This is a genomic window from Selenomonas bovis DSM 23594 (assembly GCF_000381005.1).
Taxonomy (GTDB): Bacteria; Bacillota; Negativicutes; order Selenomonadales; family Selenomonadaceae; genus Selenomonas_C; species Selenomonas_C bovis.
Map to the genome: position 1 here is coordinate 1 of NZ_KB908399.1, position 23,305 is coordinate 23,305.

At 57.9% G+C, this 23,305-nt stretch carries 20 protein-coding genes and 1 rRNA gene; 16 read left to right on the forward strand and 5 right to left on the reverse strand.

Annotated elements, in window-relative coordinates:
* The 5 genes from rrf to rsmH form a co-directional block, all read left to right on the forward strand.
* Window positions 1-104 (forward strand): 5S ribosomal RNA (gene rrf / locus F599_RS0109485); the annotation flags it as partial.
* Between the two features lie 428 nt (window positions 105-532).
* Window positions 533-1,411: a pantoate--beta-alanine ligase gene (gene panC, locus F599_RS0109490; RefSeq protein WP_019543294.1), complete on the forward strand. Its 879-nt coding sequence runs from the start codon at window positions 533-535 to the stop codon at window positions 1,409-1,411.
* The gene (gene panD, locus F599_RS0109495; RefSeq protein ID WP_019543295.1) at window positions 1,408-1,791 is read left to right on the forward strand and encodes an aspartate 1-decarboxylase; all 384 of its coding nucleotides are present in this window, start codon (window positions 1,408-1,410) and stop codon (window positions 1,789-1,791) included. The genes panC and panD overlap by 4 nt, the downstream gene beginning before the upstream one ends.
* 231 nt (window positions 1,792-2,022) lie before the next feature.
* Entirely contained in the window at window positions 2,023-2,847 is an 825-nt protein-coding gene (locus tag F599_RS0109500; protein WP_019543296.1) for a Cof-type HAD-IIB family hydrolase, read from the forward strand.
* A gap of 1 nt (window position 2,848) precedes the next feature.
* A complete protein-coding gene (gene rsmH, locus F599_RS0109505; protein WP_019543297.1) occupies window positions 2,849-3,934 on the forward strand; it encodes a 16S rRNA (cytosine(1402)-N(4))-methyltransferase RsmH in 1,086 nt (361 codons plus the stop codon).
* A gap of 173 nt (window positions 3,935-4,107) precedes the next feature.
* On the opposite strand, the gene F599_RS0109510 is transcribed toward rsmH, so the two are convergent.
* The 3 genes from F599_RS0109510 to F599_RS0109520 form a co-directional block, all read right to left on the reverse strand.
* Window positions 4,108-5,112, reverse strand: a complete 1,005-nt coding sequence (locus F599_RS0109510; RefSeq protein WP_019543298.1) for a YeiH family protein — start codon at window positions 5,110-5,112, stop codon at window positions 4,108-4,110.
* A 273-nt stretch (window positions 5,113-5,385) separates the two neighbouring features.
* Window positions 5,386-5,622 (reverse strand): hypothetical protein, encoded by a 237-nt coding sequence (locus F599_RS0109515; protein ID WP_019543299.1) that lies wholly within the window; start codon window positions 5,620-5,622, stop codon window positions 5,386-5,388.
* A 279-nt stretch (window positions 5,623-5,901) separates the two neighbouring features.
* Window positions 5,902-6,348 carry an RrF2 family transcriptional regulator gene (locus F599_RS0109520; protein WP_019543300.1) on the reverse strand — a complete coding sequence of 149 codons (447 nt, stop codon included), beginning with the start codon at window positions 6,346-6,348 and terminating at the stop codon, window positions 5,902-5,904.
* Between the two features lie 358 nt (window positions 6,349-6,706).
* On the opposite strand from F599_RS0109520, the gene F599_RS14060 reads away from it, so the two are divergent.
* From F599_RS14060 to perR, 8 genes are all read left to right on the forward strand, one after another.
* Window positions 6,707-7,843 (forward strand): helix-turn-helix transcriptional regulator, encoded by a 1,137-nt coding sequence (locus tag F599_RS14060; protein ID WP_019543301.1) that lies wholly within the window; start codon window positions 6,707-6,709, stop codon window positions 7,841-7,843.
* 83 nt (window positions 7,844-7,926) lie between these two features.
* Entirely contained in the window at window positions 7,927-8,334 is a 408-nt protein-coding gene (locus tag F599_RS0109530; RefSeq protein ID WP_019543302.1) for a hypothetical protein, read from the forward strand.
* 53 nt (window positions 8,335-8,387) lie between these two features.
* Window positions 8,388-8,996: a hypothetical protein gene (locus F599_RS0109535; RefSeq protein WP_019543303.1), complete on the forward strand. Its 609-nt coding sequence runs from the start codon at window positions 8,388-8,390 to the stop codon at window positions 8,994-8,996.
* 28 nt (window positions 8,997-9,024) lie between these two features.
* Entirely contained in the window at window positions 9,025-9,564 is a 540-nt protein-coding gene (locus tag F599_RS0109540; protein ID WP_020700560.1) for a DnaA ATPase domain-containing protein, read from the forward strand.
* 81 nt (window positions 9,565-9,645) lie between these two features.
* A complete protein-coding gene (locus F599_RS14065) occupies window positions 9,646-10,728 on the forward strand; it encodes a hypothetical protein (protein WP_020700561.1) in 1,083 nt (360 codons plus the stop codon).
* A 48-nt stretch (window positions 10,729-10,776) separates the two neighbouring features.
* A complete protein-coding gene (locus tag F599_RS14070) occupies window positions 10,777-11,478 on the forward strand; it encodes a hypothetical protein (protein WP_019543306.1) in 702 nt (233 codons plus the stop codon).
* A 632-nt stretch (window positions 11,479-12,110) separates the two neighbouring features.
* The gene (gene cysK, locus F599_RS0109555; RefSeq protein WP_019543307.1) at window positions 12,111-13,043 is read left to right on the forward strand and encodes a cysteine synthase A; all 933 of its coding nucleotides are present in this window, start codon (window positions 12,111-12,113) and stop codon (window positions 13,041-13,043) included.
* A gap of 436 nt (window positions 13,044-13,479) precedes the next feature.
* Complete coding sequence (perR, locus tag F599_RS0109560) at window positions 13,480-13,920, forward strand: transcriptional regulator PerR (protein ID WP_019543308.1); 441 nt, start codon at window positions 13,480-13,482, stop codon at window positions 13,918-13,920.
* Window positions 13,921-14,100: 180 nt separating this feature from the next.
* Here perR and F599_RS0109565 read toward each other — a convergent pair whose 3' ends face one another.
* Both F599_RS0109565 and F599_RS0109570 read right to left on the reverse strand, forming a co-directional pair.
* A complete protein-coding gene (locus F599_RS0109565) occupies window positions 14,101-15,861 on the reverse strand; it encodes a sensor domain-containing diguanylate cyclase (protein ID WP_019543309.1) in 1,761 nt (586 codons plus the stop codon).
* A gap of 350 nt (window positions 15,862-16,211) precedes the next feature.
* Complete coding sequence (locus F599_RS0109570) at window positions 16,212-18,368, reverse strand: transporter substrate-binding domain-containing diguanylate cyclase (RefSeq protein ID WP_019543310.1); 2,157 nt, start codon at window positions 18,366-18,368, stop codon at window positions 16,212-16,214.
* A gap of 362 nt (window positions 18,369-18,730) precedes the next feature.
* Between F599_RS0109570 and fucO the strand changes: the two genes are divergently transcribed.
* The 3 genes from fucO (at window position 18,731) to F599_RS15370 (ending at window position 23,305) form a co-directional block, all read left to right on the forward strand.
* Window positions 18,731-19,882, forward strand: coding sequence for a lactaldehyde reductase (gene fucO / locus F599_RS0109575; RefSeq protein ID WP_019543311.1), 1,152 nt, complete (start codon window positions 18,731-18,733; stop codon window positions 19,880-19,882).
* A 348-nt stretch (window positions 19,883-20,230) separates the two neighbouring features.
* The gene (locus F599_RS0109580; RefSeq protein ID WP_019543312.1) at window positions 20,231-21,619 is read left to right on the forward strand and encodes an aspartate ammonia-lyase; all 1,389 of its coding nucleotides are present in this window, start codon (window positions 20,231-20,233) and stop codon (window positions 21,617-21,619) included.
* A 558-nt stretch (window positions 21,620-22,177) separates the two neighbouring features.
* Window positions 22,178-23,305, forward strand: coding sequence for a 5-bromo-4-chloroindolyl phosphate hydrolysis family protein (locus F599_RS15370; RefSeq protein ID WP_019543313.1), 1,128 nt, complete (start codon window positions 22,178-22,180; stop codon window positions 23,303-23,305).

Below are 23,305 nucleotides of genomic sequence, written 5' to 3' on the forward strand. Positions count from 1 at the left end.
GCTATGTGGTTCCACCTGTTCCCATACCGAACACAGTAGTTAAGCACATATACGCCGAAAGTACTTGCCTGGTGACGGGCTGGGAGGATAGGAAGCCGCTAGTCAAGGAAGCCATGCAAAATATTGCATGGCTTTTTTGTTGTTGCAGATACGATCCTGTGCATGGCAGCATGCTGTTGCCTGCTGCAGGAATTGCCTGCGGATTGGAAAATATGCATACGTTTAGCTGCCTCCTCCCAGATAATTCACAATCGCCTGTGGGTAATATGAGACGAATTGCCTTTTGCAGTGAAATATGCTAGGATGGAGGCAAGCAAATCTAGATAACACCGCTTGGCGGGTTATACTTTTCGGGAGTTTCTGGGCATGGAATCTGCCGCCTGTATCAAGAGAACGGGACGGCGCTTTTTCTTGTGCCTGCGAGGGATGAGTATGCGCCTGCGGCTTTTGCCGCAGGCCTTTTATCTATATTTGCGAGGTGATGTTTGAATAGGCAGGCCACAGGGGCTGCCAGGAGAAAAGGGGTCTTTCCATGAGTCTGAAGGTCATGACGACAGTCGCGGAAGTACAGGCGTACAGCAAGGAAATGAAAGCGGCAGGCAAGCGCATCGGTCTCTGCCCGACGATGGGAGCGCTGCATGAGGGGCACATGACGCTTTGCCGCGCGGCGCGCGCGTCGTGCGATGTGGTCATCGCGTCGGTGTTCGTGAATCCCGTGCAGTTCGGTCCGAATGAAGATTATGAGAAGTATCCGCGCCAGTTTGCGGCGGATTGCGAGAAGCTCGAGGCGGAGGGCGTCGACGCGGTCTTTCATCCAGCGCCCGAAGAGATGTATCCTGAGGGATACGGCACGTATGTGAATGTGGAGTCTGATATCACGAAGGTGCTCTGCGGCGCGCGCCGTCCCGGTCATTTCCGCGGCGTGGCGACGGTGGTGACGAAGCTCATGAATCTCACGCGCGCCGACCGCGCGTTTTTCGGGCAGAAGGATGCGCAGCAGGTCGCGGTCGTGCGTCGCTTCGTGGCTGATCTCAATCTCCCCGTGGAGGTCGTGATGGTGCCGATCTGCCGCGAGGAGAGCGGCCTTGCGCGCAGCTCGCGCAACGTCTATCTCTCGCCTGCGGAGCGCAAGGCGGCCCTCGTGCTCTCGCGCAGCCTGCGCAAGGCAAAGGCTGCCTTCGACGGCGGGGAGCGCTCGGCGGAGCGCCTGAAGGAGATCACGCGTGCGGAGCTCGCGACGGAGCCGCTCGCGCGTGTGGATTACGTGGATCTCTATACATTTCCCGCGCTGCAGCCGGTCGCGGAAGTCACGGAGACGTCGCTGCTCGCCATCGCCGTCTACATCGGCAAGACGCGTCTCATCGACAATGTGATTTTCACGCCGTCAGCGGAGAAAGGAGCGGCGAAATGATGCTCTCGATGCTCAAGGGGAAGATTCACTGCGCGACGGTGACGGAGGCCAATCTCGCCTATATGGGCAGCATCACGATCGACGAGGCGCTCATGGAGGCCGCGGGCATTCTCGCGAACGAGCGCGTGCAGGTCGTGGACAACAACAACGGCGCGCGTCTCGAGACGTATGTGATTCCGGGGCCGCGCGGCTCGGGCGTCATCTGCCTCAACGGCGCGGCGGCGCGGCTCGCACAGCCGGGGGATATCGTCATCATCATGGCGTACGCGCTCTTCACGCAGGAGGAGGCGGCGGCCAACCGTCCGACGGTCGTGCTCGTGGATGAGAAAAACCGCGTGCGCGAGGTGCGCCATCTCGAGGTGCACGGCACGCGCGCCTGAGCGAGTCGTGTCTGCAAGGTCAGGTCCGATGGGGCCTGGCCTTTTTGTTGCGCCGATGCGTGCGAGGTGTCGCATCCTGGCAAGGAGATTTTGAAACGCGTAGCGCTGCGTTCCATTTTGCGTAGCCTGACGGGCCCATGTGCTGCGTATTTCAGCAGCAGTTTCTTGACCTTTTTCCCCTTGTCCGCTAAGATGGGGAAAGAATGGTTCATTGGGAGAAAGGATGACGGTATGGAACAGAAATATAAGATGATCGCGCTCGATCTCGACGGTACGCTCAACAATGACGCGAAGGAAATCACGCCGAAGACGCGCGAGGCGCTGCTCAAGGTGCAGGCGCAGGGCGTGACGGTAGTGCTCGCCTCGGGCCGCCAGGCGCCTGGCCTCCAGCGCGAGGCGGAGGCACTCGACCTCGCGAAGCATCACGGCCTCCTGCTCTCGTACAACGGCGGGCGCATCGAGGATGCGACGACGCACGAGATCCTTTTCGACAAGAGCCTGCCGAACGCGCTCGCCGTGCGCTTCCTGCGCCATCTCGAGAAGTTCTCCGTCTCGCCGGTCGTCGACAACGGCAAGGCGATCCTCACGACCTGCGCCTATAACTACAAGGTGCAGGACGAGAGCCGCAACAACAACATGGCGGTGGAGATCGTCGATAACATCGCGGATGCCGTCGAGGCGCAGGGCGTCTCCCCGGCGAAGATCCTCACGGCCGCGCAGAACGAGACACTCGTGCCGCTCCTGCCCTACATCCGCGAGGGCTTCACGGAGGAGATGGATTTCGTGCAGAGCGCGCCGTGGTTCTACGAAGGTACGGCGAAGGGCGTCTCGAAGTCGGAGTCGCTGCGCCGCGTCTGCGAGCGCCTCGGCATCGCGCCTGCTGAGGTCATGGCGTTCGGCGACGCGCAGAACGACATGAGCATGCTCGACTTCGCGGGCTACGGCGTCGCGATGGGCAACGCCTGCGAGGAGCTCAAGGCGATGGCGGACGAGGTCACGCTGAGCAACAACGAGGACGGCATCGCGGTGTCGCTCGCGAAGCATTTCGGTGTCTGAGATGGGGCAGGAGAAAGCGCCGCAGGCGGCGGGGACGCACCGCCGCCGCGTCCATTACAGCGGCAAGTATCCGCGCCGCTTCGAGGAGAAGTACAAGGAACAGCAGCCGGAGAAGTACGGCGCGGAAATCGCGCATGTCATCGCGAAGGGGAACACGCCCGCGGGCATGCACATCCCCATCATGGTGGAGGAGATCCTCGCGGTGCTCGCGATCAAGCCCGGAGAGCGCGGCTTCGACGCGACGCTCGGCTACGGCGGACACACGCGCGCGATGCTCGAAAAGCTCGCGGGGCGGGGGCATCTTTACAGCGGGGACGTCGATCCCATCGAGTCGGCAAAGACGGTCGCGCGCCTGCGCGCACAGGGCTACGGAGAGGACGTCTGGTCGTTCCGGCCGATGAATTTCTGCGCGATTGACACGCTCGCGGCGGAAGTCGGCTCGTTCGACTTCGTGCTCGCGGATCTCGGCGTCTCCTCCATGCAGCTCGACGATCCCGCGCGCGGCTTCACCTACAAGGAGGACGGCCCGCTCGACCTGCGGCTCAACCCCGCGGCCGGCATCTCTGCCGCCGAGCGGCTCGCGGAGATGGCGCGCGAGGAGATCGAGGGCATGCTCATAGAGAACGCCGACGAGCCGTACGCGGCGGAGATCGCGCGGGAGATCGCGGCCGAGGAGCGGCGCGGCGTCCGCATCGGGACGACACGCGCGCTCCATGAGGCCGTGGCGCACGCGCTCGCGGCGCGCGTCCATTTCCCAAAGGGCACGACGCCTGAGGAAAAGCGGCTCGCTGTGAAGAAGAGCAGCGCCCGCGTGTTCCAGGCGTTGCGCATCGATGTGAACCACGAGTACGAGGTGCTCTATGAGTTCATGGAGAAACTGCCGGACGCGCTCGCGCCCGGCGGCCGCGCGGCCATCCTCACGTTCCACTCCGGGGAGGACCGCATCGTCAAGAAAGCGTTCCAGGCGTATCATCGCGCTGGCGTCTATCAGGCCATCGCGCCGCATGTCATCCGTCCGAGCCGCGAGGAGTGCTACCGCAACAGCCGCGCCCACTCGACGAAACTGCGCTGGGCGGTGAAGGCATAGCGAGCGATGCGCGTGCGCCCGGCAACCATGCACGGAACGCGGCAGGCGATCAAAATACAGGCAGGCGAAAACGCCCGTCACGGCTGATCGATCCTCCATACGGGGTGTCCCATATGGGGGATCGATCAAAGTGTAAGCCGTGGCGGGCGTTTTTATCTCAGAGGGAGAGTAGGTCAGAACCAGAAGTGCACGAGGGAGAGCGCGAGGCCGAGCAGCACGAAGGAGCAGATGGTGGCCGACGCGAGCGGGCGGAAGCCCTCGCGCAGGATCACGCCGAAATTGACGTTGAGCCCGAGCGCCGCCATCGCCATGCCGAGCAGGAGATAGGCGAGCTGGACAAAGGAGGGGATGGCGGCGGCGAGTACGGGGAGGTAGCTGCCGAGCGCGCTCGCGAGCAGGAAGCCGCCCATGAACCAGGGAATGGGCACGGAGAAGCCCGCCTCCGCATCCCTGTGGCGGCGCGCCTCGATGAGGCCGATGATGACGGCGACGGGCGCGAGCAGCAGGACGCGGGAAAGCTTTGCGATGATGGCGCTGTCCGTGCCCACCATGCCCGCACTGCCGCCGGCGGCGACGGCATGGGCGATCTCATGCAGGCTGAGTCCCGCGAGCACGCCGAACTGCTCGGGAGAGAAGCCGAGGACGGGCTGGAGGCCGACCTCGATGAGCGTGAAGACCGTGCCGAGGATCGCGACGATGGCGACGGCGAGCACGGACTCGTCCGTCTTTGAACGCACGGCGCTCGAGACGCCCATGACAGCCGCCGCGCCGCAGATGCTGCAGCCGCAGGCCGTGAGGAGCGCGAGCGTATGGCGCACGTGGAAGAGTCGTGCGACGATGTAGTTCAGCGTGATCATGACCGCGACGACGAGGACGGCGGCCGTGAGGCTGTGGAGCCCCGCGCTCATGAGAATGACGAGGTTGAGCTTGAATCCGAGCAGGATGATGCCGGCGCGCAGGAACTTGTTCGCGATGAATGGCGTGCTCCGCTGCGCAGCGTGCGTGAGCGGGCGCACGAATTGCAGCGCCATGCCGAGGAGCAGCGCGAGGACGAGCTGGCCGATGAGGGAAAAGCCCGGCAGCTTCGCGAGCGCGTAGCCGGCGAGCGAGCAGAGCAGCGTGACCAGGAAGCCGACGCCGAGGCGTGGAATGCCGCGCAGGGAAATCGTAGATGTCATGGATGTTCCTCCTTTAGGAGCGCTGGATGAATCCGCGCTTCCGTTCTTGTCTGTCGATACAGTCGTCATTATAGAGGGAAAGAACGAAAATGTAAAATCATAAATTATTCTATATCAATAAGTACAAATTATCGATATGAGCGAAGCGATGGCGCAGGGAAGGCGGAGCAGGCATACACAGGTTGCCTGTCTTTCTGCAGACAGGAAAAAGAGCCGCAGACAGCCACAAGGCTCTCTACGGCTCTTTTCTCAGAAACGCTGGGATGCCGCAGGTCAATTGCCGACGACGCGTTCCTCACGCAGTTTCTTCAGCGGGATTCTGCGGATCCTCTCCAAAGGAATTTCGTTAAAGGAATAACGAAGATCGAGATATGCGTCGGTGCGGGACATCGAAACTTTTTTCAGAGTGAGATTTTTCAACGATTTTTTGAGCTCCCGAATATAAAATGCGGCATCTTCCGCAGAAAAGGTCCCGTTCTCGATCACGACGCGGATGTGATCAACCAGCATGGAAAACACCTCCAAACATCCTTGTGTCATCGTCGCTGGGCGGCTAGCAGAAGCATCAGATCTCCGCTAACTCTTACTGATTATACAAAAAATCAGCTGATTTGTTAAGTACGCAGGAAGGATAGAATTCCTGCTTCCCGTGAGTGCGGACGAACCAGGACGCTTGGGATAACGTTTTCTCGAAAATACGCCATTTTTTATAAAAATGATATATTTTCATGCAGAGAAAGAGCGGACAGCAAGGCGATGCGGTCCGCTTTTCGCGCCAGTAGCGCAAGGTTAGATGAAGTACATGAGGCTCGCGGCGTCTTTTTCCTCATCGATGGCCGTGAGGATGGTGTCGAGCGTGACGCTCTCGAGGCTCTTCTTGATCGCGTTGTCGAGCGGCGTGTAGACGCGCGCGTCGAGGGCGTGGTCGAGCTCGGGCATCTTCTCCGGCGCGGCGGGCGCGGCTTTCTCCATGAGGGAGAGCTCGATGGCGGAGAGGATGTCGTAGGCCGTGATCTCGCGCGGTGCGCGGGAGAGCTGGTAGCCACCCTGCGAGCCCTTGATGGAGTTCACGAGCCGCGCGCGCTTGAGCAGGGAGAAGACCTGCTCGAGGTAGATCTTCGAGATGCCGAGCTTCTCCGAAATCGAGATGATGGTGACGGGTGCGCCTGCGGCGTAGTTGCGTGCCAGATATGTCATGGCTGCCAGGCCGTAGCGTCCCTTGGCCGAAATCTTCATGGGAGTGCCTCCATTTCCTATCGTATATATATGACTTATATTTATGATACAGAAGCGGGCAGAGCTTGTCAATTCCTCTCTGCGAAAAACTGTATGCTCGTTTTCGTCGGGAAAAGCACTGGCAAAATCATCGGTCCTTATCTAAACGGTACTTCCATCGGTTTTTCATATAGCTGCATTTTACAATACGAGTTCTGCATCCTCACTTGGGCATGTGGGGCTCGTATTCTTTTAAGGATCGATTTTTTCACAGCATCGATTTTTACATAGATTTAGTGTGAGTGGAATTGAATGGACTGCTGCTGCGATATACTATGAGCATAGAGATGAATGGTATGGGAGATAGAGGTGACATCTTATGGAAAAAGATGATATATCTGGAGTCAGGCGTAAGCGGCGTAGTGACAGGCAGAAGCTGCGGCTGCTTTATCTCGCGAAGGTCATGCTGCGCGAGACCGACCGCGACCATCGGCTGACGTTGCGGGAGATACAGGAGCGGCTCGCCAAATATGATATCACGGCGGATCGTAAGACTCTATACGATGATTTCCGTGTGCTGAGCGAATTCCGCCTCGAAGGAATGGGCGGCGTGTTCCGGCCCTTTGATATCCGTGAGCGGCGTGAGGACAATACTACGCGCTACTACAATGATCTCACGCCTTGTAAGCGTGATGCGGGGAAAGATTCGCTGCAGGAGCTCAAGACGGGGTGGGAGGAAGAAAGAACGCTGCAACCATTCCTGACCGAGCCCGAACTGCATTTGCTCGTTGATGCGGTCGGCTCCTCTCGCTTCATAAGCCGGAAAAAGTCGCAGGTGCTGATTGCGAAGCTCGGCGCGCTCACGAGCCGCTATCGGGCTGAGCAGCTCTGGCGCGACATTCACGTCACCAGTCGTGTGAAGTCGATGAACGAGAGCCTCTATGCGCAGGTGGATGCGCTGAGCCTCGCGATGCGGAATAACTGTCAGGTAGAGGTCACCTACATGTGGTGGACGATAGACAAAAAGCTGGTGCCGCGCGGAGGAAATCCGCTGCGGCTGAGCCCGTGGAGCCTTGTCTGGGACGATGGTTGCTACTACCTCGTGGCACATGACGTGAAAGACAACATGCTTAAAAACTATCGTGTTGATAAGATTGCCAATGTAAAGGTCCTTGATAACACCAAGCGCGAAGGCCGCGAGCTCTACGAACAATGCGGCATCGTCACCTATGCTCAGCACAGCTTCGGCATGTTCACAGGGAAGCGGGAGACGGTGAAGCTGCGTCTCAAAAACCAATTCGCAGGTGTGCTGTTCGATCGTTTCGGCACGGATATATTCATTCACCCTGTCGACCAATATCACTGCGAGGCCACCATACGCGATATCGTCATCAGCCGACAGTTCTACGCATGGCTCGTCGGTCTCGGCAAAGGGGTCCGGCTCCTGAGCCCCGAGTGGGCCGTGCAGGAGATGTGGGAATATCTGAGCGAGATTCTGAGGTGGTATGATGCGTGATATTTAAGGGATATCCCTGAGAGAGGAAATAGGCATCAGGGAACCGTAAGAGCAGTTGTTACGCTTTGAAGGAGGTCATTGTAATGAAACGGATTATGACGCTGACGATGATGGCATTCTTGTTTTGCTTGCTGAGTCAGCTGGCTGTTATCAGACCAGCTGCGGCAGAAGATGTTTGGTTCTATTCATTTAGCGATGCAGATGTATATTTTAGCACGGATTCTATACAGAAGGGGCGGGAGTATAGCAATACGATCTATACGGTACGTACGGCGACGGTAAAGCACAGCACAGGGGAATTATGGAGGGCTAATGATTTCTATGCCTTCGCTGATGAGAATGATAGGATATACTATTACTCGTTGAATAAGGTGACCGGCAGGTGGGAAGGGGGAACTGCCATTGCGAAAGACGCATTCGGCAAGGCGCTTTGGGAGACATCAAAACCGTATGCTAAGCAGAAGGGAATCTATATTGGGGACTGGAATTGATTGAAAACTGGAAAGTAAGTGCGTTATTTACATACAAGGAGATCATTTCATAATTGAAAAAGGTACAAATGCTAAGCTATGATGAAGCCTTTCATTACCAGGAAATGGATGTCGGTGCCATCTATGGCGAGCATGGTATACTGCTCATAAAGACCGGAGCAGGTGGCAGTATTCGCGGGCGGGGAGACAAATATCTGCATCTTGTCCGCCATGCACAGGAGATGTATGGCTTTGCTGCTTTCACGGTGACTACAGGCTCTATGCCGCAAGTAGAGACTGAAATGAAGCAAGCAATGGAAATCGTCTCGCGCTATCGTACGTATCTCGGCCGTGATGTGCCAGTATATTTTTTCGGCATGTCAAAAGGCGCATTCGAAGGCGCGGTATGTTTATATCGCTACGATATCGTCAGCCGGGCTCTGCTCATAAATATGCCGCTCATGATAAACTGGCACAAGAGCAAGGCCGGATTCGAGCAATTTACCGGCGAATCAATAACCACCGTATTCAGCACGCGCGATCCATCATATCGTTATAGCGAGATAATGCAATGTGTGAAGAATGACAGGGTACAGTTGTATATCGACAAAGATAAAAACCATTCTTATGACGGCGCCGAGGCGAAGCTGATAGAGCTAAGTGAGAGGTTCCTTTTTTATTAAGAGATGTAATGATAAGAGGAGTAATAGTATGAGTGAGAAGGCTGTATCAACAGGAAATGAGCAATTAATGGCCGAGCCGAGAAATCTGGGGTGCACTTTTACTAGCATGAAGGCCAGAAACATTTTTGCTATAGCAGCGGCCCAATCGGTGGTGGAGGGACCAGGTGTGGTGTATAATCCGTTGTACATTTATGGCGATACTGGAGTAGGAAAGACGTATCTGCTGCAGGTCATCGGCAATGAAATGGAGAAACATAACCCTGCACTGAAGGTACTTTATACGAGCGGGAAGAAATTTGTCGAACATACAGATAAAGCCAGACGAGATGATTCGTTGAATAATCTCTGCAGGCAGTATGAAAAACTCGATGCATTGCTCATAGACGATATCGAGGATGTCGCAGCTTTACTTGATGCGCAGCAAGTATTGAGTAATGTGATTATGAAAATGCGTGATGATGGGCATCAGCTAGTGGTGACAGCAAAAGCCAAGCCAGAAGAAATAGCAGAGCTTGATACGCGTCTCGCTATGCGACTTACTTTCGGACTGATAACTGATATGATTTGAAATATGCCTTGACTGGAGGACGAGGCTGAGCTTGATGATTTGAAAATTAATGTGCTACGAATTTAGAGGGAAAATGCAAAAATGTTAGTCAAAGAACTCGAAAGCAGGATACAGGAAGCCCTTCGGGAAAAATATGGAACAAATCCTGATCATGTTATTACAAAGCGGACAGAAGAAGAAAAAGAAGCAATAGAGAGCTCTGGTTCTCTGGCAGAATTTGTGTCATTTATTAACATCATAAACTGGGTAAAGGAAAATGGCAGCCCATACTGGGTGGCAGGAAGCGTGGGATCCTCGTTTATCCTGTATCTTCTTGGAATCACAAGAGGAAATCCGTTGCCTCCTCACCTGTACTGCCCGAAATGCCATAAGACATATTTTGGAGTGCTTTCAGGAGATGGCTTCGACAGATTCTGCATAACTAAGCAGGAAATAGAAAAATGTGATTGCGGAAATGAATTGATTGGAGATGGACACAACATACCCTGGCAGACGCTATGGAGGTACGGCGATAGAAAAATGTCTTTTGCTGTAAGAATTCCGGTAAAACTGAAAGAAAGGCTTAATAATGAGATAAATGATTTGTGCGCAAGCGAAAGTCAAGTCACTATGCGTGCAGGGATCGCCGATAATGTAGAGCATTTTGGAAATAAAGAGATAGACTATATGATGAATGATATCCCTGAGAAGATAAATGAACATTGTCCGTCCGAAACTGAGATCCGTGATTCAGTAGATCATTGGAGGGATATATTGAAGATTGATTATGCAGAAGAACTGGAAGTCCCCGCTCCTCTGAATTTTGAAGATCTGATATATGACTACGGACTAATACATTCTACCGGCCCCTGGAATGAAAAAACAAAAAGGCTCTGTGAAGACTTCGGTTACAGATCTGCTGCAATACCGGCATTCAGGGATGATGTATTTGAATATTATATGCGTCATCATAAAGACAAAGAGACCGCGTGGAAGATAATGGAATCTGTAAGGAAAGGTAGAGGCGTGCCAGCCGGAGAGCATTCTCCAGGTGAGAAGAACAGACCTGATCAGTGGGTTGAATATGTATTTGAGAATATGGTAAGGTATTTATTCCCAAAGGCGCATGCGGTTGAATATGTGCTTTACCGTATGCTTCTGCTTGAAGATTCTTCTGTGAATTGATTGAAGAACATTTTTGTTTTTGGAGCTATATGGAAAGGATGTGTTGAAATGCCAACTCATAACAATTTGGAGCAAAGTATAATTGATATGTACACTGATATTCATCTAGGTAGTTGCTATGAATGCTCTATTTGTAATGAGAAGAATGAGAAACTTTCTAAACCTGTAAGCTGTTGGTTTGTGGGTGATAGGTTTCATTTACAAACAAAACGTATATTGTTTGTAGGTAAAAATGCGCGCGGATTTCAAGAATATAAAGATGAAAATAAATTCATAGAGGCTTTTGATGATGGCCGAAAGTTGTGGCGTAATCGGAAAAATTGGGCGTATTGGTCCTATACTGCTGAAATCACATCACGAATATTCGGGGACGATTCTCCAGAATATATATCTTTTACAAACTTTGTCAAATGTAACAACTCTGATGGCAATGACACGACATCAAAGAATATGAAGGAGAACTGTATTATAAAAAAGAAGGTTTTAGCTAATGAAATCACGGTTATAAAACCTACGCATGTAATTTTTTATACGCATACAGATTACGATAATTATATACCAAAAGTATTTGATGCTTTTCGCAAAGAAGTGGACGAAAAAAAGAAAATTGGCAAGAGAAATATGCCTTGGCTGGAGGCCGAGGCTGAACTTGATGATTTGAAAATTAATGTGCTACGAATAGGTCATCCGCAATGTAAGAAAAAAGTGGACTTTATAAATTCAGTTTGTGACTGGATAAGCCGCAATTAGCTTTTGCAGCGAATTGTCAAGCATCGTTTATACAGAGAGGAAATTTTGCTATGAACACAACGATAGGAAAAATTATCTACAAGTGCGAGAAATCGAAAGAATAGCAAATTGCCTTGAAGAAGGTAACAGATGTCTTTGCGTGGCTCGAAGCAGAATGCTCTGCACGTATTGACGGAAAAATCCCGTTGGAGCAAAGGCCGGAGGCAAGGAAGCGCTTGCACTGAGAACATTACGATGATACCAAAGCGTCATCTCGCTATCCCCTCATTTGTATAAGTACATGGAAATGATAGGAATCACGGCAGGTGACGTTTTTCATCGTGCGAGGTTGTCATGTTCTTTCGTCGCCTATCTTTTTCATATTCAGGGCATAGCTTTCCCTTTTCAGGCATCGGTCCTGCGGGACGAGGAGTTTTTATCCGCGACCTTGCCGCCGGCACCCGGGGATTTCCGTCTCCACACTGTCGTTTTGTCGGCAGGATTCCAACGCCGCTCTATGATATGCAGGGGGGGTGTTCTTTTTGTGCAAAGGGGTTGACAAGCAGGAAGCTCTGCGCTATGATGTAAACATATTAATCATATATGCAATAACACGGCGCAGCCGGACGACCATCGGCAAGGAGGAATCTCTCATGGGTAAGATTTACAACAACGTTACGGAGCTCATCGGCCATACGCCGCTGCTCAAGGCCAATCGTTTCATTAAGGCGAACGACCTCAAGGCGAACATCCTCGTCAAGCTGGAGTATTTCAACCCGGCTGGCTCTGTCAAGGACCGCATCGCGAAGGCGATGATCGACCAGGCGGAGAAGGAGGGCAAGCTCAAGCCGGGCAGCGTCATCATCGAGCCGACGTCCGGCAACACGGGCATCGGCCTCGCCTCGGTCGCGGCGTCCCGCGGCTACCGCGCCATCCTCACGATGCCGGAGACGATGAGCGTCGAGCGCCGCAATTTGCTCAAGGCCTACGGTGCGGAGATCGTCCTCACGGACGGCAGCAAGGGCATGAAGGGCGCCATCGCAAAGGCGGAGGAGCTCGCGCAGGCGACGCCGCATTCGTTCATCCCCTCGCAGTTCACGAACCAGGCGAATCCGGCGGCGCATGAGGCGACGACGGGCCCGGAGATCTGGGAGGACGCGGACGGCGAGGTCGCGGCGTTCATCGCGGGCGTCGGCACGGGCGGCACGCTGACGGGTGTCGGCCGTTATCTCAAGAAGCAGGATGCGAGCGTGCATGTCGTCGCCGTCGAGCCGGCGACGAGCCCCGTGCTCTCGAAGGGCCAGGCCGGCCCGCACAAGATCCAGGGCATCGGCGCGGGCTTCGTGCCGGAGACGCTCGACACGAAGATCTACGATGAGGTCATCGCCGTGCCGAACGAGGATGCGTTCAAATATGGCCGCCAGTTCTCGCATATCGAGGGCGTCCTCGTCGGCATTTCCTCTGGCGCGGCGCTCGCGGCTGCCATCGAACTCGCGAAGCGTCCGGAGTTCGCGGGCAAGAACATCGTCGCCCTGCTGCCGGATACGGGCGACCGCTATCTCTCGACGGAGCTCTTTGCTGAGTAATTTTAAGGAAGCACTGATTAAATGAGGTGCTCCGGATTTGCGTGGATGCGCTGTATCTCTCTAGGAGACAAACCAGAAGCGTAGCGGCAAAACGCTCCATCGCGTTTTGTGCTGAGGGTTTGTCGACGAAGAGAGGACAGTGCAGACGCGCGAAGACGGAGTGCCGAATTAATCAGCGGTTCCTTAAAAATGCTTTGATGATATTATCAGGCTCCCCGCAGTACCGTGTGTGCTGTTGGGGAGCCTGGTGTGCGTCTCGCGTTGATTGCGCCTGCCGTTATCACGCGAAAGCGTATGGCAGGCGGAGCTGCTTCCGGCAGGTTCCTACTGCCGCCTCTGAAAAAGCGGCGGCCATCACCTTGACATCTCGGTCTAAATACACTATACTACTATCAACAAATAATTGTTATTATCGAATTTGGAAGAAGGTGGAAGCATGCTTTCAGGTGCAGAGGTGACAGGGGTGCTGCGCAGCAAGGGGTTCAAGGCGACGCCGCAGCGGCTGGCAATCTACGACGCCCTTTCCCACACGACGGCACACCCGAACGCCGATATGCTTTACCGCGAGCTCGTGCCGCATTATCCGACGATGAGTCTCGCGACGGTATACAAGACGCTCGATATTCTTTGCACAGTCGGACTGGCACAGGAACTCAATGTCGGTGAGGAGTCGTTCCGTTACGATGCGAATGTCGAGAGTCATCCGCATGTGCGCTGCCTCTCCTGCGGCCGTGTGGATGACGTGCCGGTGCTCAACGATACGAGCCTCCTCTCGCAGGCGGCGGTATCGACGGGCTACGAGATCACCGGACGGCAGATTTATCTCTACGGTATCTGCCCGGCCTGTAGTGAGAAACGGAAGAAAAAACTGCATTGAGGAAGTGCGGCGGCAGAGCCTGAGAAACCAGTGATTCCTTGGATGAGGTGATGCTGGAGAAATGGGGTGTTCCAGGGGGGCACGGCAGGGCGCCCTCCATCGCAGCCAGTGGTTTCTGAAATAAGAAAGCCTGTACATGAGATTTCGATGCTCATGTACAGGCTTTTTGCTTTGCGGCTGTCATTCTTCCATCTGGAAGAGGCTGCCTTTGCCAGGGATGGCCTTGGCGAGGTAGAGCGCGCGATCTGCGCGCTGGAAGATGGTCTCTGTGCTGTCGGTTTCCCTGGCACTGGTGATGCCGATGCTCAGAGAGAGGGTGATCTCTTTGCCGCCGATGTCGTGCGGCTGTTTGCTCTCGGCTTCGATGCGCTTGCCGATGTTGCTCGCGATGGGGGCTGTGGTGTTGGGCAGCACGATGAGGAATTCATCGCCGCCCCAGCGGCCGATGATGTCAGTTGCGCGCAGCAGGCGGCGCAGGATGTTGGCGATGGTCCGGAGCGCGATGTCGCCTGTCGCGTGGCCGTAGCAGTCGTTGATGTGCTTGAAGTCGTCGAGGTCGAGCAGGAGGATGGTGAGAGGCTGATGGATGGCACGCGTCTCGTTGAGGCAGGCGAGCAGCAGGCGCTCGGTCTCACCGCGGTTGCGCAGGCCTGTGAGGCTGTCGCGGCTCGCCTGGTACTGGAGCTTCTCATTGAGCAGCGAGAGGTCGTGGCTCGTCGCCTCGATGAAGTGCGCCATGTGCGAGAGCGCCGCAGGGCGTTCGATGGTTTCGAGGCGTGGCAAGCGGCGTTTCCTGACCGCATCGTTCGGCGCGCCCTCGCGCATGGCGATGGTCAAGAGCGTCATGTTCGAGAGTAGGACGCTGCCGCCGTGGCGCACGAACTCGCCGTAGGCGTAGAAGCCGATGGCGGGGGCGAGTCCCTGGCAGCTTCGGAGCTCCTTGGGCGTGTCGCTGCCGAGGAGCATCTGGCGCGCGAGGCAGCTCGTGATGAAGAGGGCGTCCGGACAGAATTCGCGGATGAGCGGACGCGTCTCCTGCGTCTTCTCGAGGATGCGCACTGGGTCGCCGTAGGTGAGGTGCAGGACTTCGCCGAGATGGAAGTCGGCGCCGAACTTCACGGAGCCGTTCTCGTAGAGTGCCTGCGGATGGCGCAGCAGCGTCATGCCATCGCGCTCTAAGGCAAAGGGGAAGGTCAGTGCTTCGCGCAGGAAGTGCTCGCCCGCGTGGATGTCGAGATAGCGCTCGTAGATCTCGCCTGCCGGCCGGTCATCAAGCGAGGTGAGCGTCGTCGGATCTGCAATCCCTGTGACGGTCAGCGAGCAGCCGAGCGGCTGCCAGCCGAAGCTGATGTCTTCCTTGACGGAGAGATCCTCGCCGAGGAAGGTCAGGCAGGCGATGCCCGCGCGGCAGTGCCTGTCCCGCGTATAGAGCGTCGAGCTTTCCGGGTGCAGGCCGTCATCGGTCAGCCCGCCGAAGATGGTGAGCGTGCGCGGCGCGGCAGAGAGCTCGCGCAGGAAGTCCCAGAGGTTGTAGCCGCTGCCCGCCGCGAGCAGGAAGAGGGCGCGCGCGTCCGGTGTCTCGTAGAGCTGGCGGCTCAGTGCGTGCGCAAAGGCACCGGGACGGTCCTCCATCGCGTCGAAGAGAGAGAGGCGCAGCTGCGCAGAGGCGAAGAAGGTGAAGGAAATCACCGTGCCGACGGGTGATAGGTGTCCGCCGTGGATGATGCGCGGCACCCGGCTGCCGAGGAGAATGGCATCGGGGAAGGCGCTGTTCACCTCGGTAAAGGTCCGCTCGAGGGATGGTTCGTTCCAGTTTGCGGAAAAGACGGTGATGAGCGTCGTGCGCGGCGCGGCGCTGAACGACGCGAGCTCCTGTGTCGCCGCACGGATGATGCCCGGCAGGGTGCGTTCGTTCTCGAGGTAGAAGATCAGCTGTTTCATAATATCCCCACATTCTTTCGGAACTGCTGGAGATGGCAGCAGCTCCTGTCACAATATGATATCAAAATTACAATTTCCCAGTATATATCTATCGTTATTGTAGCACTTTGGATATAGCTTTTCCAATAAAAGCAGAAAAATTCTTTATGAGACGAGAGCTCCCAGGAACTTAAGGAATCACTGATTCATTCGGCACTCCGTCTTCACGCGTCTGCGTTGTCCTCCCGCCCTCGACAATCCTCAGCACAAAACGCGATGGAGCGTTTTGCCGCTGCGCCTCCGGTTTGTCTCCTAGGGAGATACAGCGCATCCGCGCAAATCCAGGGCACTTCATTTCATCAGTGTTTCCTTCATCCATCATCATTCTCTGAGCGATTGTCCGAATACTCGTCTGCGATGGCCCAGCTCATGCGTCCATGCTGCTTGACATGGTAGAGTGCGCGATCCGCCGCGGCGAAGAGCTGGTCGTAGTCAGCTGTCGCCTGCACTGTGATGGCGATGCCGATGCTTGTGGAGAGGGGCGGGCGCTGCGCCGCGCTCCAGGCCGCGTCCCTGGCGCTCGTCTCTTGGTCGACGCGGCGCGCGGCGTCGTTGATGCGCGTCGCGACAGTGGGCAGGGAGGCGCGCGGCGCATTGACGAGCAGCAGCAGGAACTCATCGCCGCCGAACCTGCCGACGAGGTCCTGTGTGCGCACGATGGCGCGTAGCCTGGCGGCAAAGGCGGCGAGCAGCGCATCGCCGAACTGGTGTCCGCAGCTGTCGTTGGCTTCCTTGAAGTGGTCGAGATCGGCGATGATGAGTGCATGGCAGGCGCCAGCTGCGGGCGGGATGAGAAGATATTTCCGGATGAGGCTCTCGATGGCCGCTTTATTGTAGACGCCGGTGAGCGCGTCCGTTTCCGCCTGATAGCGGTAGGTCTCTATGGCGCGCTGCTGCCGGGCCTCGAGCGCGCGGCGCTGGATGATCTTCTGCATGAAGATGATGATGGCGATGAGGAGCAGGAAGAGTCCCAAGAGCAGGCCGATCTGCAGGGGGTAGAAGGAAAGGAGATAGCTGAGGCTGACCTTGCGCGGGGCGTTCGTCTCATGGCGCAGGAGGATGCGGCTCTTCACCTGCGGGTCGAGGCGCAGGATGGCCTTGTTGAGGATGGCCTGCAGCAGGCGCGGCTGATGGGCGGAGACACAAAGGCTCGTGCGGATGGTGATTGGCTTCTGCGTCGGCGCGAGCTCGGGGGAGAGGATGAGGAGGCGTGTCGCCTGCAAGGCATCGAGCGGGCAGAGCGCGAGGTCGGCGCGGCGGTAGGTGACGGCGGAGAGGGCATGCTGGTCGTCGTTCGTCTCGTCGAGCTGCCAGCCGGGCATCTCCTGCGCGATGGCATGACGCAGCGCAGGCTGGACAGCCGCGATGGCGAGCCGCCCTCTCTCCGGAGGCTCCTTGTCTCTGCGGCTGATGAGGACGAACTCCTGGGAGAAGAGCGGCATCGTGTAATAGGCATCCGTCGTGTCCGATTGGCTCGTGTAGTAGGCCGGCATGATATCTGCTGTGCCCGCGCTGATCATCAGTCGCGCAGCCTCGACGTCCGCGGCGGAGAGGAAGGTCACGCGGAGTCCGCTGTCTTTTGCGGCCGTCTCGAGGAGCTCGCGGACGATGTCTTTTGTCTGGAGTGTCTCGGGCAGGACGACGCGCAGGGGCGGGAGGGACTCGATGAGTGCCGTCTCCTCTGGGGAAAAATGCAGCGTGAGGTGACTCGTCTTTGTGAGGAAATCGCGCGTGTAGTCCGCAGCGTACAGCGGATTTTCGCGCGTGAGCGCGGCGGCAGCGGCGTCGAGGTCGCGGATGAGCGGTGCTTTCGCGCGCGGTCCGGCGATGGCCATGGGCTTGGAGTCGAAGGCGAGCAGGAAGGTCTCGTCGCGCCTGTTATTTGTCGCGGTGTCGATGAGCAGGTCGATGCTGCCGTTGGCGAGCGCCGTGCGAGCCGCGGCTGCGGTCGCGTAGGGGACGAGCTTGAGAGAGAGGCCGTTTTCCGCGCAGAAATTCTCGAAGGGCGCCGTGACATCGGGGCGGTCTTCGAGCGTGCCGACGCGCGCGCCGGCGAGCGTCCGGAGATCCTCCGCGGAGAAGCGATCCTCGCCCGGGCGGCTGTAAAGAACGATGAGGTCGCGCAGCGCGAGTGGCTGCGTGGCGACGAAGGTATCTGTCGCGTGGATGTGCGGCTCGACGGGCAGCACGAGGTCGATCTCGCCCGTGAGGAGCTTTTCCATGGCTTCGTCCGCAGTCACGGGGACGGGCGTGAGGTTCCAGTCGGTATATTTGGAAAGCTCGGTCAGGTAGGCGGCTTGCTGTTGTGTGATGACAGAGGAGAGCTCCGGCGCGATGTCCGGCTGGACGCAGCCGACGCGGACGGCGGCGTGCGCATCCTCCGCCCGGGCCGGCGCCGCCGCGGGGGCGGGCAGCAGGATGGCGAGCAGAGAGAGGATGAGGCAGAGGAAAAATGTCTTGATGTTCATGGTGACTCCTGGGAGGATGCGTTCACATCCTGATGTATATCTATCCGATGTGGGCGGGCGCTGGCGCGCGGCTGCCCTAGCATATTCGTATATTCGCTGTCAGCAGCAAAAATCCTTGTCCTTTTTTAAAAAAGATATCAGAGAGTATGCGTTGCGAGGACGGCTGCGCGAGTGTACCGGCTGGGAAGCCCTGCGACCCTTGCAGGAAGGCCGACCGCATGATGTCTGCAGATCGATGCATGGTATCCGGTAAACAATATAAAATACTTGACAAAGAATAAAGAAAAATCTATAGTGAGAACTAAGGAAACACAGGAAAACAAAAGACTGTACAGACAGCCGACAATGAGGAGGGAATTTTCATGGCAAATCGTATCATACTCAATGAGACATCGTATTTCGGTGCGGGTGCCATCCGCGAAATCGTGCCGGAGGTGCGCGGCCGCGGTGCGAAGAAGGTGCTCGTCGTGACGGACAACGCGCTCATGAAAGCGCAGGTCGCGACGAAGGTCACGCAAGTGCTCGATGAGGGCGGCGTGGCGTACGAGGTCTACGACAAGATCAAGCCGAATCCGACCATCGAGAACGTGCAGGAGGGCGTCGCGGCCTGCAAGGCGGCGGGGGCGGACATCATCGTCGCCATCGGCGGCGGCTCCGCCATCGACACGAGCAAGGCCATCGCCATCATCATGACGAACCCGGAGTTCTCTGATGTGCGCAGTCTCGAGGGGGCGTCGCCGACGAAGCACAAGGCGCTCCCCATCATCGCTGTCTCGACGACGAGCGGCACGGCGGCCGAGGTCACAATCAACTATGTCATCACGGACACCGAGCGTCATCGCAAATTCGTCTGCGCCGACCCGCATGACATCCCCGTCGTCGCCATCGTCGATGAAGACATGGTCATGTCGATGCCGCCGAAGCTCTGCGCCTCGACGGGCATGGACGCGCTCGTGCACGCCATCGAGGGCTTCATCACGAAGGGCGCCTGGGAACTCACCGATATGATGCACATCAAGGCCATCGAGATCATCGCGAAGAACCTGCGCGCCTCCGTCAAGGGCGATCGGGCGGCGCGCGGCAACATGGCGCTCGGCCAGTACATCGCGGGCATGGGCTTCTCGAACGTCGGGCTCGGCATCGATCATTCAATGGCGCACCCGCTCTCCGCTGTCTATGACATTCCGCACGGCATGGCCTGCGCGATCCTGCTCGCGCCTGTGTTGAAATTCAACGCGCCTGCGACGGGGGAGCGCTATCGCGCGATTGCTGCGGCGATGGGGGTCTCCGGCACGGAGACGATGACGCAGGCGGCGTATCAGCAGGCCGCGATCGACGCGGTGCAGCAGCTCGCGGACGATGTCGGCATCCCGCGCCGTCTCTCGGAGCTCGGCGTCAAGCAGGAGGACATCCCGTTCCTCGCGCAGTCGGCGATGGCGGACGCCTGCACGCCGGGCAATCCGCGCGATGTCACGCAGGCGGCCATCGAGGAGATCTATCGCTCCATTTATTAAGTTATCCCCACAGTTATCCACAGCATGGGGATAACTGTGCATAAAATGATGAGGCTGTGCAGAAACTCGGCACTTTCCGGGCTGAGTTATGCACAGCCTTTTTGACGCTTCAGGAGGAAATCCGTCGCATCACTAGGAGAGAAGGCCTGTATTTTCTGCATTTTGCGGGGGTGTGAGGGCAGTGCGGCTTGTGGATAACTTTGCGGCGCGCTGTGGGAGCTGGAAAGATAAAAAATCGCTGCGGCAGTGGAAAAAAGCTTGAATGTATTTTGTATACATGATACAATACAGGTAAAGATAGATTATCAAATGATAAATGATGATTATAGATAGAAAGGGGTGCGAATCATGAGGAAGGAACATGATTTCCTCGGGGAGCTCGAGGTGCCGGACGATGCTTACTACGGCGTGCAGACGCTGCGCGCCAAGGAAAATTTCCAGATCACAGGGCAGACGATCGACCGCGATCTCGTGCAGGCGATGGCCGCAGTGAAAAAAGCGGCGGCGCTTGCGAACATGGAGACGGGGCGTCTCACGCCCCGCATCGGCGAGGCGCTCGTGCGCGCGGCGGACGAGATCCTCGCGGGCAAGCTCCTCGACCAGTTCCCGCTCGACCCGATCCAGGGCGGCGCGGGCACGTCGGTGAACATGAACATGAACGAGGTGCTCTCGAACCGCGCGCTCGAGCTGCTCGGCGAGCCGCGCGGCCGCTATGACATCGTCTCGCCGAACAACCACGCGAACATGGCGCAGTCGACGAACGATGTGTTCCCTACGGCCATCAAGGTCTGCCTGAGCCGCAAAGCGGCGCGGCTGCGCGCGGCGCTCGACCGCCTCGCAGCGGAGCTCGAGCGGAAGTCGGAGGCCTACAAGGACATCCTCAAGATGGGACGCACGCATCTGCAGGACGCCGTGCCCATCACGCTCGGTCAGGAGATGGGCGCCTATGCGTCCGCCGTGCGGCGCGGCGTGCGGCGCATCGAGCGGGCACAGGAGAGCCTCCATGTCGTCAATATGGGCGGCACGGCCATCGGCACGGGACTCAACGCGGAGCCCGCGTACATTCCGCTCGTGAGCGAGAAGCTCTCGGAGGTCACGGGGGAGCGCTATGTGACGGCGGAGAACCTCATCGACGCGACGAACAATACGGATGTCTTCGCCGAGATGTCGGGCGCGCTCAAGGCGACGGCGCTCGTGCTCATCAAGATGGCGAACGACTTCCGCCTCATGGCGAGCGGCCCGCGCTGCGGCCTGTCGGAACTCAAGCTGCCGAAGCGCCAGCCCGGTTCCTCCATCATGCCGGGCAAGGTCAATCCCGTGATTGCCGAGGTGCTCGATCAGGCGTGCTATCAGGCAATCGCGCATGACCTCGCGGTGACGCTCGGCGTGGAGAACGGCCAGTTCGAGCTCAATGTCATGGAGCCTGTGATCGCGCACAATCTCTTCGGCGCGCTGAACTGCCTCACGAACGGCGTCAACACCTTCGTCGACAAGCTGCTCGTCGATCTCGAGGCCGACGAGGCCAGCTGCAAGGCGTGGCTCGACCGCAGCGTCGGCGTCGTGACGGCGCTTTTGCCGCACATCGGCTACGAGCAGAGCGCCGCGCTCGCGAAGGAGGCCTATACGACGGGCAAGCCCATCCGCCAGGTCATCATGGAGCGTCATCTGCTCGAGAAGGAGCGCATGGAGCGCATCCTCTCGCCGCGCGCCATGACGACGCCGGGCATTGCGGAGTGAGGAGACAGATAGAAGCGCGGCTCCCGCTGCCGTCATCTGACGGCAGACGGCGGGGGCCGCGCTTTTGTATGGGCAGAGGAGAGCGCAGGCTGCCCTCCCGGAAAGATTGCCGCGCGTTTCCCTAAGGAACCACTGATTAATAGTTGAATCGCGCATCCACTTAACCTTCCCCTCAGGGGGCGCGTTAGCGCGGGATGCCAGTGGCATCCCCGGGAGTGCCGAGCGTAGCGATGGCGGAAGAGGTGTTTCGCCTCGAAATGATGATTTCCGGCGCAATCCCCCGCCCTTCCACACCTCTTCCACCGCTTCGCGGTCCCCCGTCCCGGGGCTGCCACTGGCAGCCCGCGCCTAGGGCGCCCCCTGAGGAGAAGGTATGTTCTCATCCACTCAACAGTAAGTGGAAAAATCTTGCATTCATCAGTGCTTCCCTAAGAGAAAATGGATGTTTATGCGTGATGTTTGTGATAGAATGGAAGCAATCAGGGACGCGCCCGCGGGCACGTCCCATGGGATGCTGGCGAGGAGAGGAGCTGCGGCTCCCTAAGGAAGGATGCATTTATGAATGTTTGGAAGATCGCGGGGGCGGTGTTTTTCGTGGGGGCGCTCATCGCGGCCTGGCAGGGCAGCGCGGCGGCTGTGGGCGGGATGACGCTCGCGGCCATCGGCTGTGCCGGCGTCGTTCTCGCGCGGCGGCCGCGCACGCGGGCGGAGCGCATCGCCTCGCTCTCTGCCGAGCAGCTCGCCGCGGTTCCTGCCGAGGAGCAGGCGCTCGCGACCGAGCTCTATGAGAAGGCGCAGCGGGATTATCTCGCCGTGGAACAGGCGCGTCATGCGGTGAAGGACGAGCGGCTCGCGCGCGCACTCGCGGCGCTGCAGCCTGTGAGTGCGCGCATCATGGCGTATCTGCGGCAGCATCCGGAGAAGATCGCGCTCGCGCGCAAATTCATCGACTACTATCAGGACCGCGCCGCGCAGCTCGCGGCGGAGTACCAGGAGCTCGAGGCGACAGGACTCGCGACGCCGCAGGTGGAGGAGACGAAGCGGCACATCCGCGAGGTGGTCGCGAGCTTCGGCCAGGTCTATACCGCATCGTTTGAAAAACTGCTCACCGATAAGCTCCTCGATGTGGACGCCGAGCTCAAGGTGATGGAGCAGACGCTCGACGCGGAGGGCATCGAGCGCGTGCCGGCGGCGCAGACGGCTGACGGGGCCTCGCCTGAGGAACAGGCGCAGGCGGGCGAGTCGGTAGCGGCAGGAGCGGCGCAGACGGCAGGCGAGTCGGTAGCGGCAGGAGCGGCGCAGACGGCAGGCGAGGCAGTGCCGCCGGGTGGTGCGCCGCAGACAGCGGGAGCGGCGCCGCAGGCCCCGCAAGGCGCACCGTGGCAGCGTCATCCAGGCTGCGGCCGCGGCAGGCGGCTCGCGTGGCGCCTGCCTGAGGAGCGCACGGTCATCCCCGTGCCGCTCTATGATGATGTGCGGCGGCAGCGCATCGTGATGAGCGTGCTCGCCATCCTGCTCGGCACGTTCGGCGCGCATAAGTTCTTCCAGGGGCGCATCGGTATGGGCATTCTTTACATGGCATTTTGCGGCACGGGCATCCCGACCATCGTCGGCCTCTGCGAGGGCATCCGCTACGCGACCATGCCGCTCGAGCGTTTCTATGAAAAGGTCTACCGCCCCTGCTGA

Coding starts and splice junctions, on each gene's coding strand:
- panC (WP_019543294.1), top strand. CDS start 533: ATGAGTCTGAAGGTCATGACGACAGTCGCGGAAGTACAGGCGTACAGC.
- panD (WP_019543295.1), top strand. CDS start 1,408: ATGATGCTCTCGATGCTCAAGGGGAAGATTCACTGCGCGACGGTGACG.
- F599_RS0109500 (WP_019543296.1), top strand. CDS start 2,023: ATGGAACAGAAATATAAGATGATCGCGCTCGATCTCGACGGTACGCTC.
- rsmH (WP_019543297.1), top strand. CDS start 2,849: ATGGGGCAGGAGAAAGCGCCGCAGGCGGCGGGGACGCACCGCCGCCGC.
- F599_RS0109510 (WP_019543298.1), bottom strand. CDS start 5,112: ATGACATCTACGATTTCCCTGCGCGGCATTCCACGCCTCGGCGTCGGC.
- F599_RS0109515 (WP_019543299.1), bottom strand. CDS start 5,622: ATGCTGGTTGATCACATCCGCGTCGTGATCGAGAACGGGACCTTTTCT.
- F599_RS0109520 (WP_019543300.1), bottom strand. CDS start 6,348: ATGAAGATTTCGGCCAAGGGACGCTACGGCCTGGCAGCCATGACATAT.
- F599_RS14060 (WP_019543301.1), top strand. CDS start 6,707: ATGGAAAAAGATGATATATCTGGAGTCAGGCGTAAGCGGCGTAGTGAC.
- F599_RS0109530 (WP_019543302.1), top strand. CDS start 7,927: ATGAAACGGATTATGACGCTGACGATGATGGCATTCTTGTTTTGCTTG.
- F599_RS0109540 (WP_020700560.1), top strand. CDS start 9,025: ATGAGTGAGAAGGCTGTATCAACAGGAAATGAGCAATTAATGGCCGAG.
- F599_RS14065 (WP_020700561.1), top strand. CDS start 9,646: ATGTTAGTCAAAGAACTCGAAAGCAGGATACAGGAAGCCCTTCGGGAA.
- F599_RS14070 (WP_019543306.1), top strand. CDS start 10,777: ATGCCAACTCATAACAATTTGGAGCAAAGTATAATTGATATGTACACT.
- cysK (WP_019543307.1), top strand. CDS start 12,111: ATGGGTAAGATTTACAACAACGTTACGGAGCTCATCGGCCATACGCCG.
- perR (WP_019543308.1), top strand. CDS start 13,480: ATGCTTTCAGGTGCAGAGGTGACAGGGGTGCTGCGCAGCAAGGGGTTC.
- F599_RS0109565 (WP_019543309.1), bottom strand. CDS start 15,861: ATGAAACAGCTGATCTTCTACCTCGAGAACGAACGCACCCTGCCGGGC.
- F599_RS0109570 (WP_019543310.1), bottom strand. CDS start 18,368: ATGAACATCAAGACATTTTTCCTCTGCCTCATCCTCTCTCTGCTCGCC.
- fucO (WP_019543311.1), top strand. CDS start 18,731: ATGGCAAATCGTATCATACTCAATGAGACATCGTATTTCGGTGCGGGT.
- F599_RS0109580 (WP_019543312.1), top strand. CDS start 20,231: ATGAGGAAGGAACATGATTTCCTCGGGGAGCTCGAGGTGCCGGACGAT.
- F599_RS15370 (WP_019543313.1), top strand. CDS start 22,178: ATGAATGTTTGGAAGATCGCGGGGGCGGTGTTTTTCGTGGGGGCGCTC.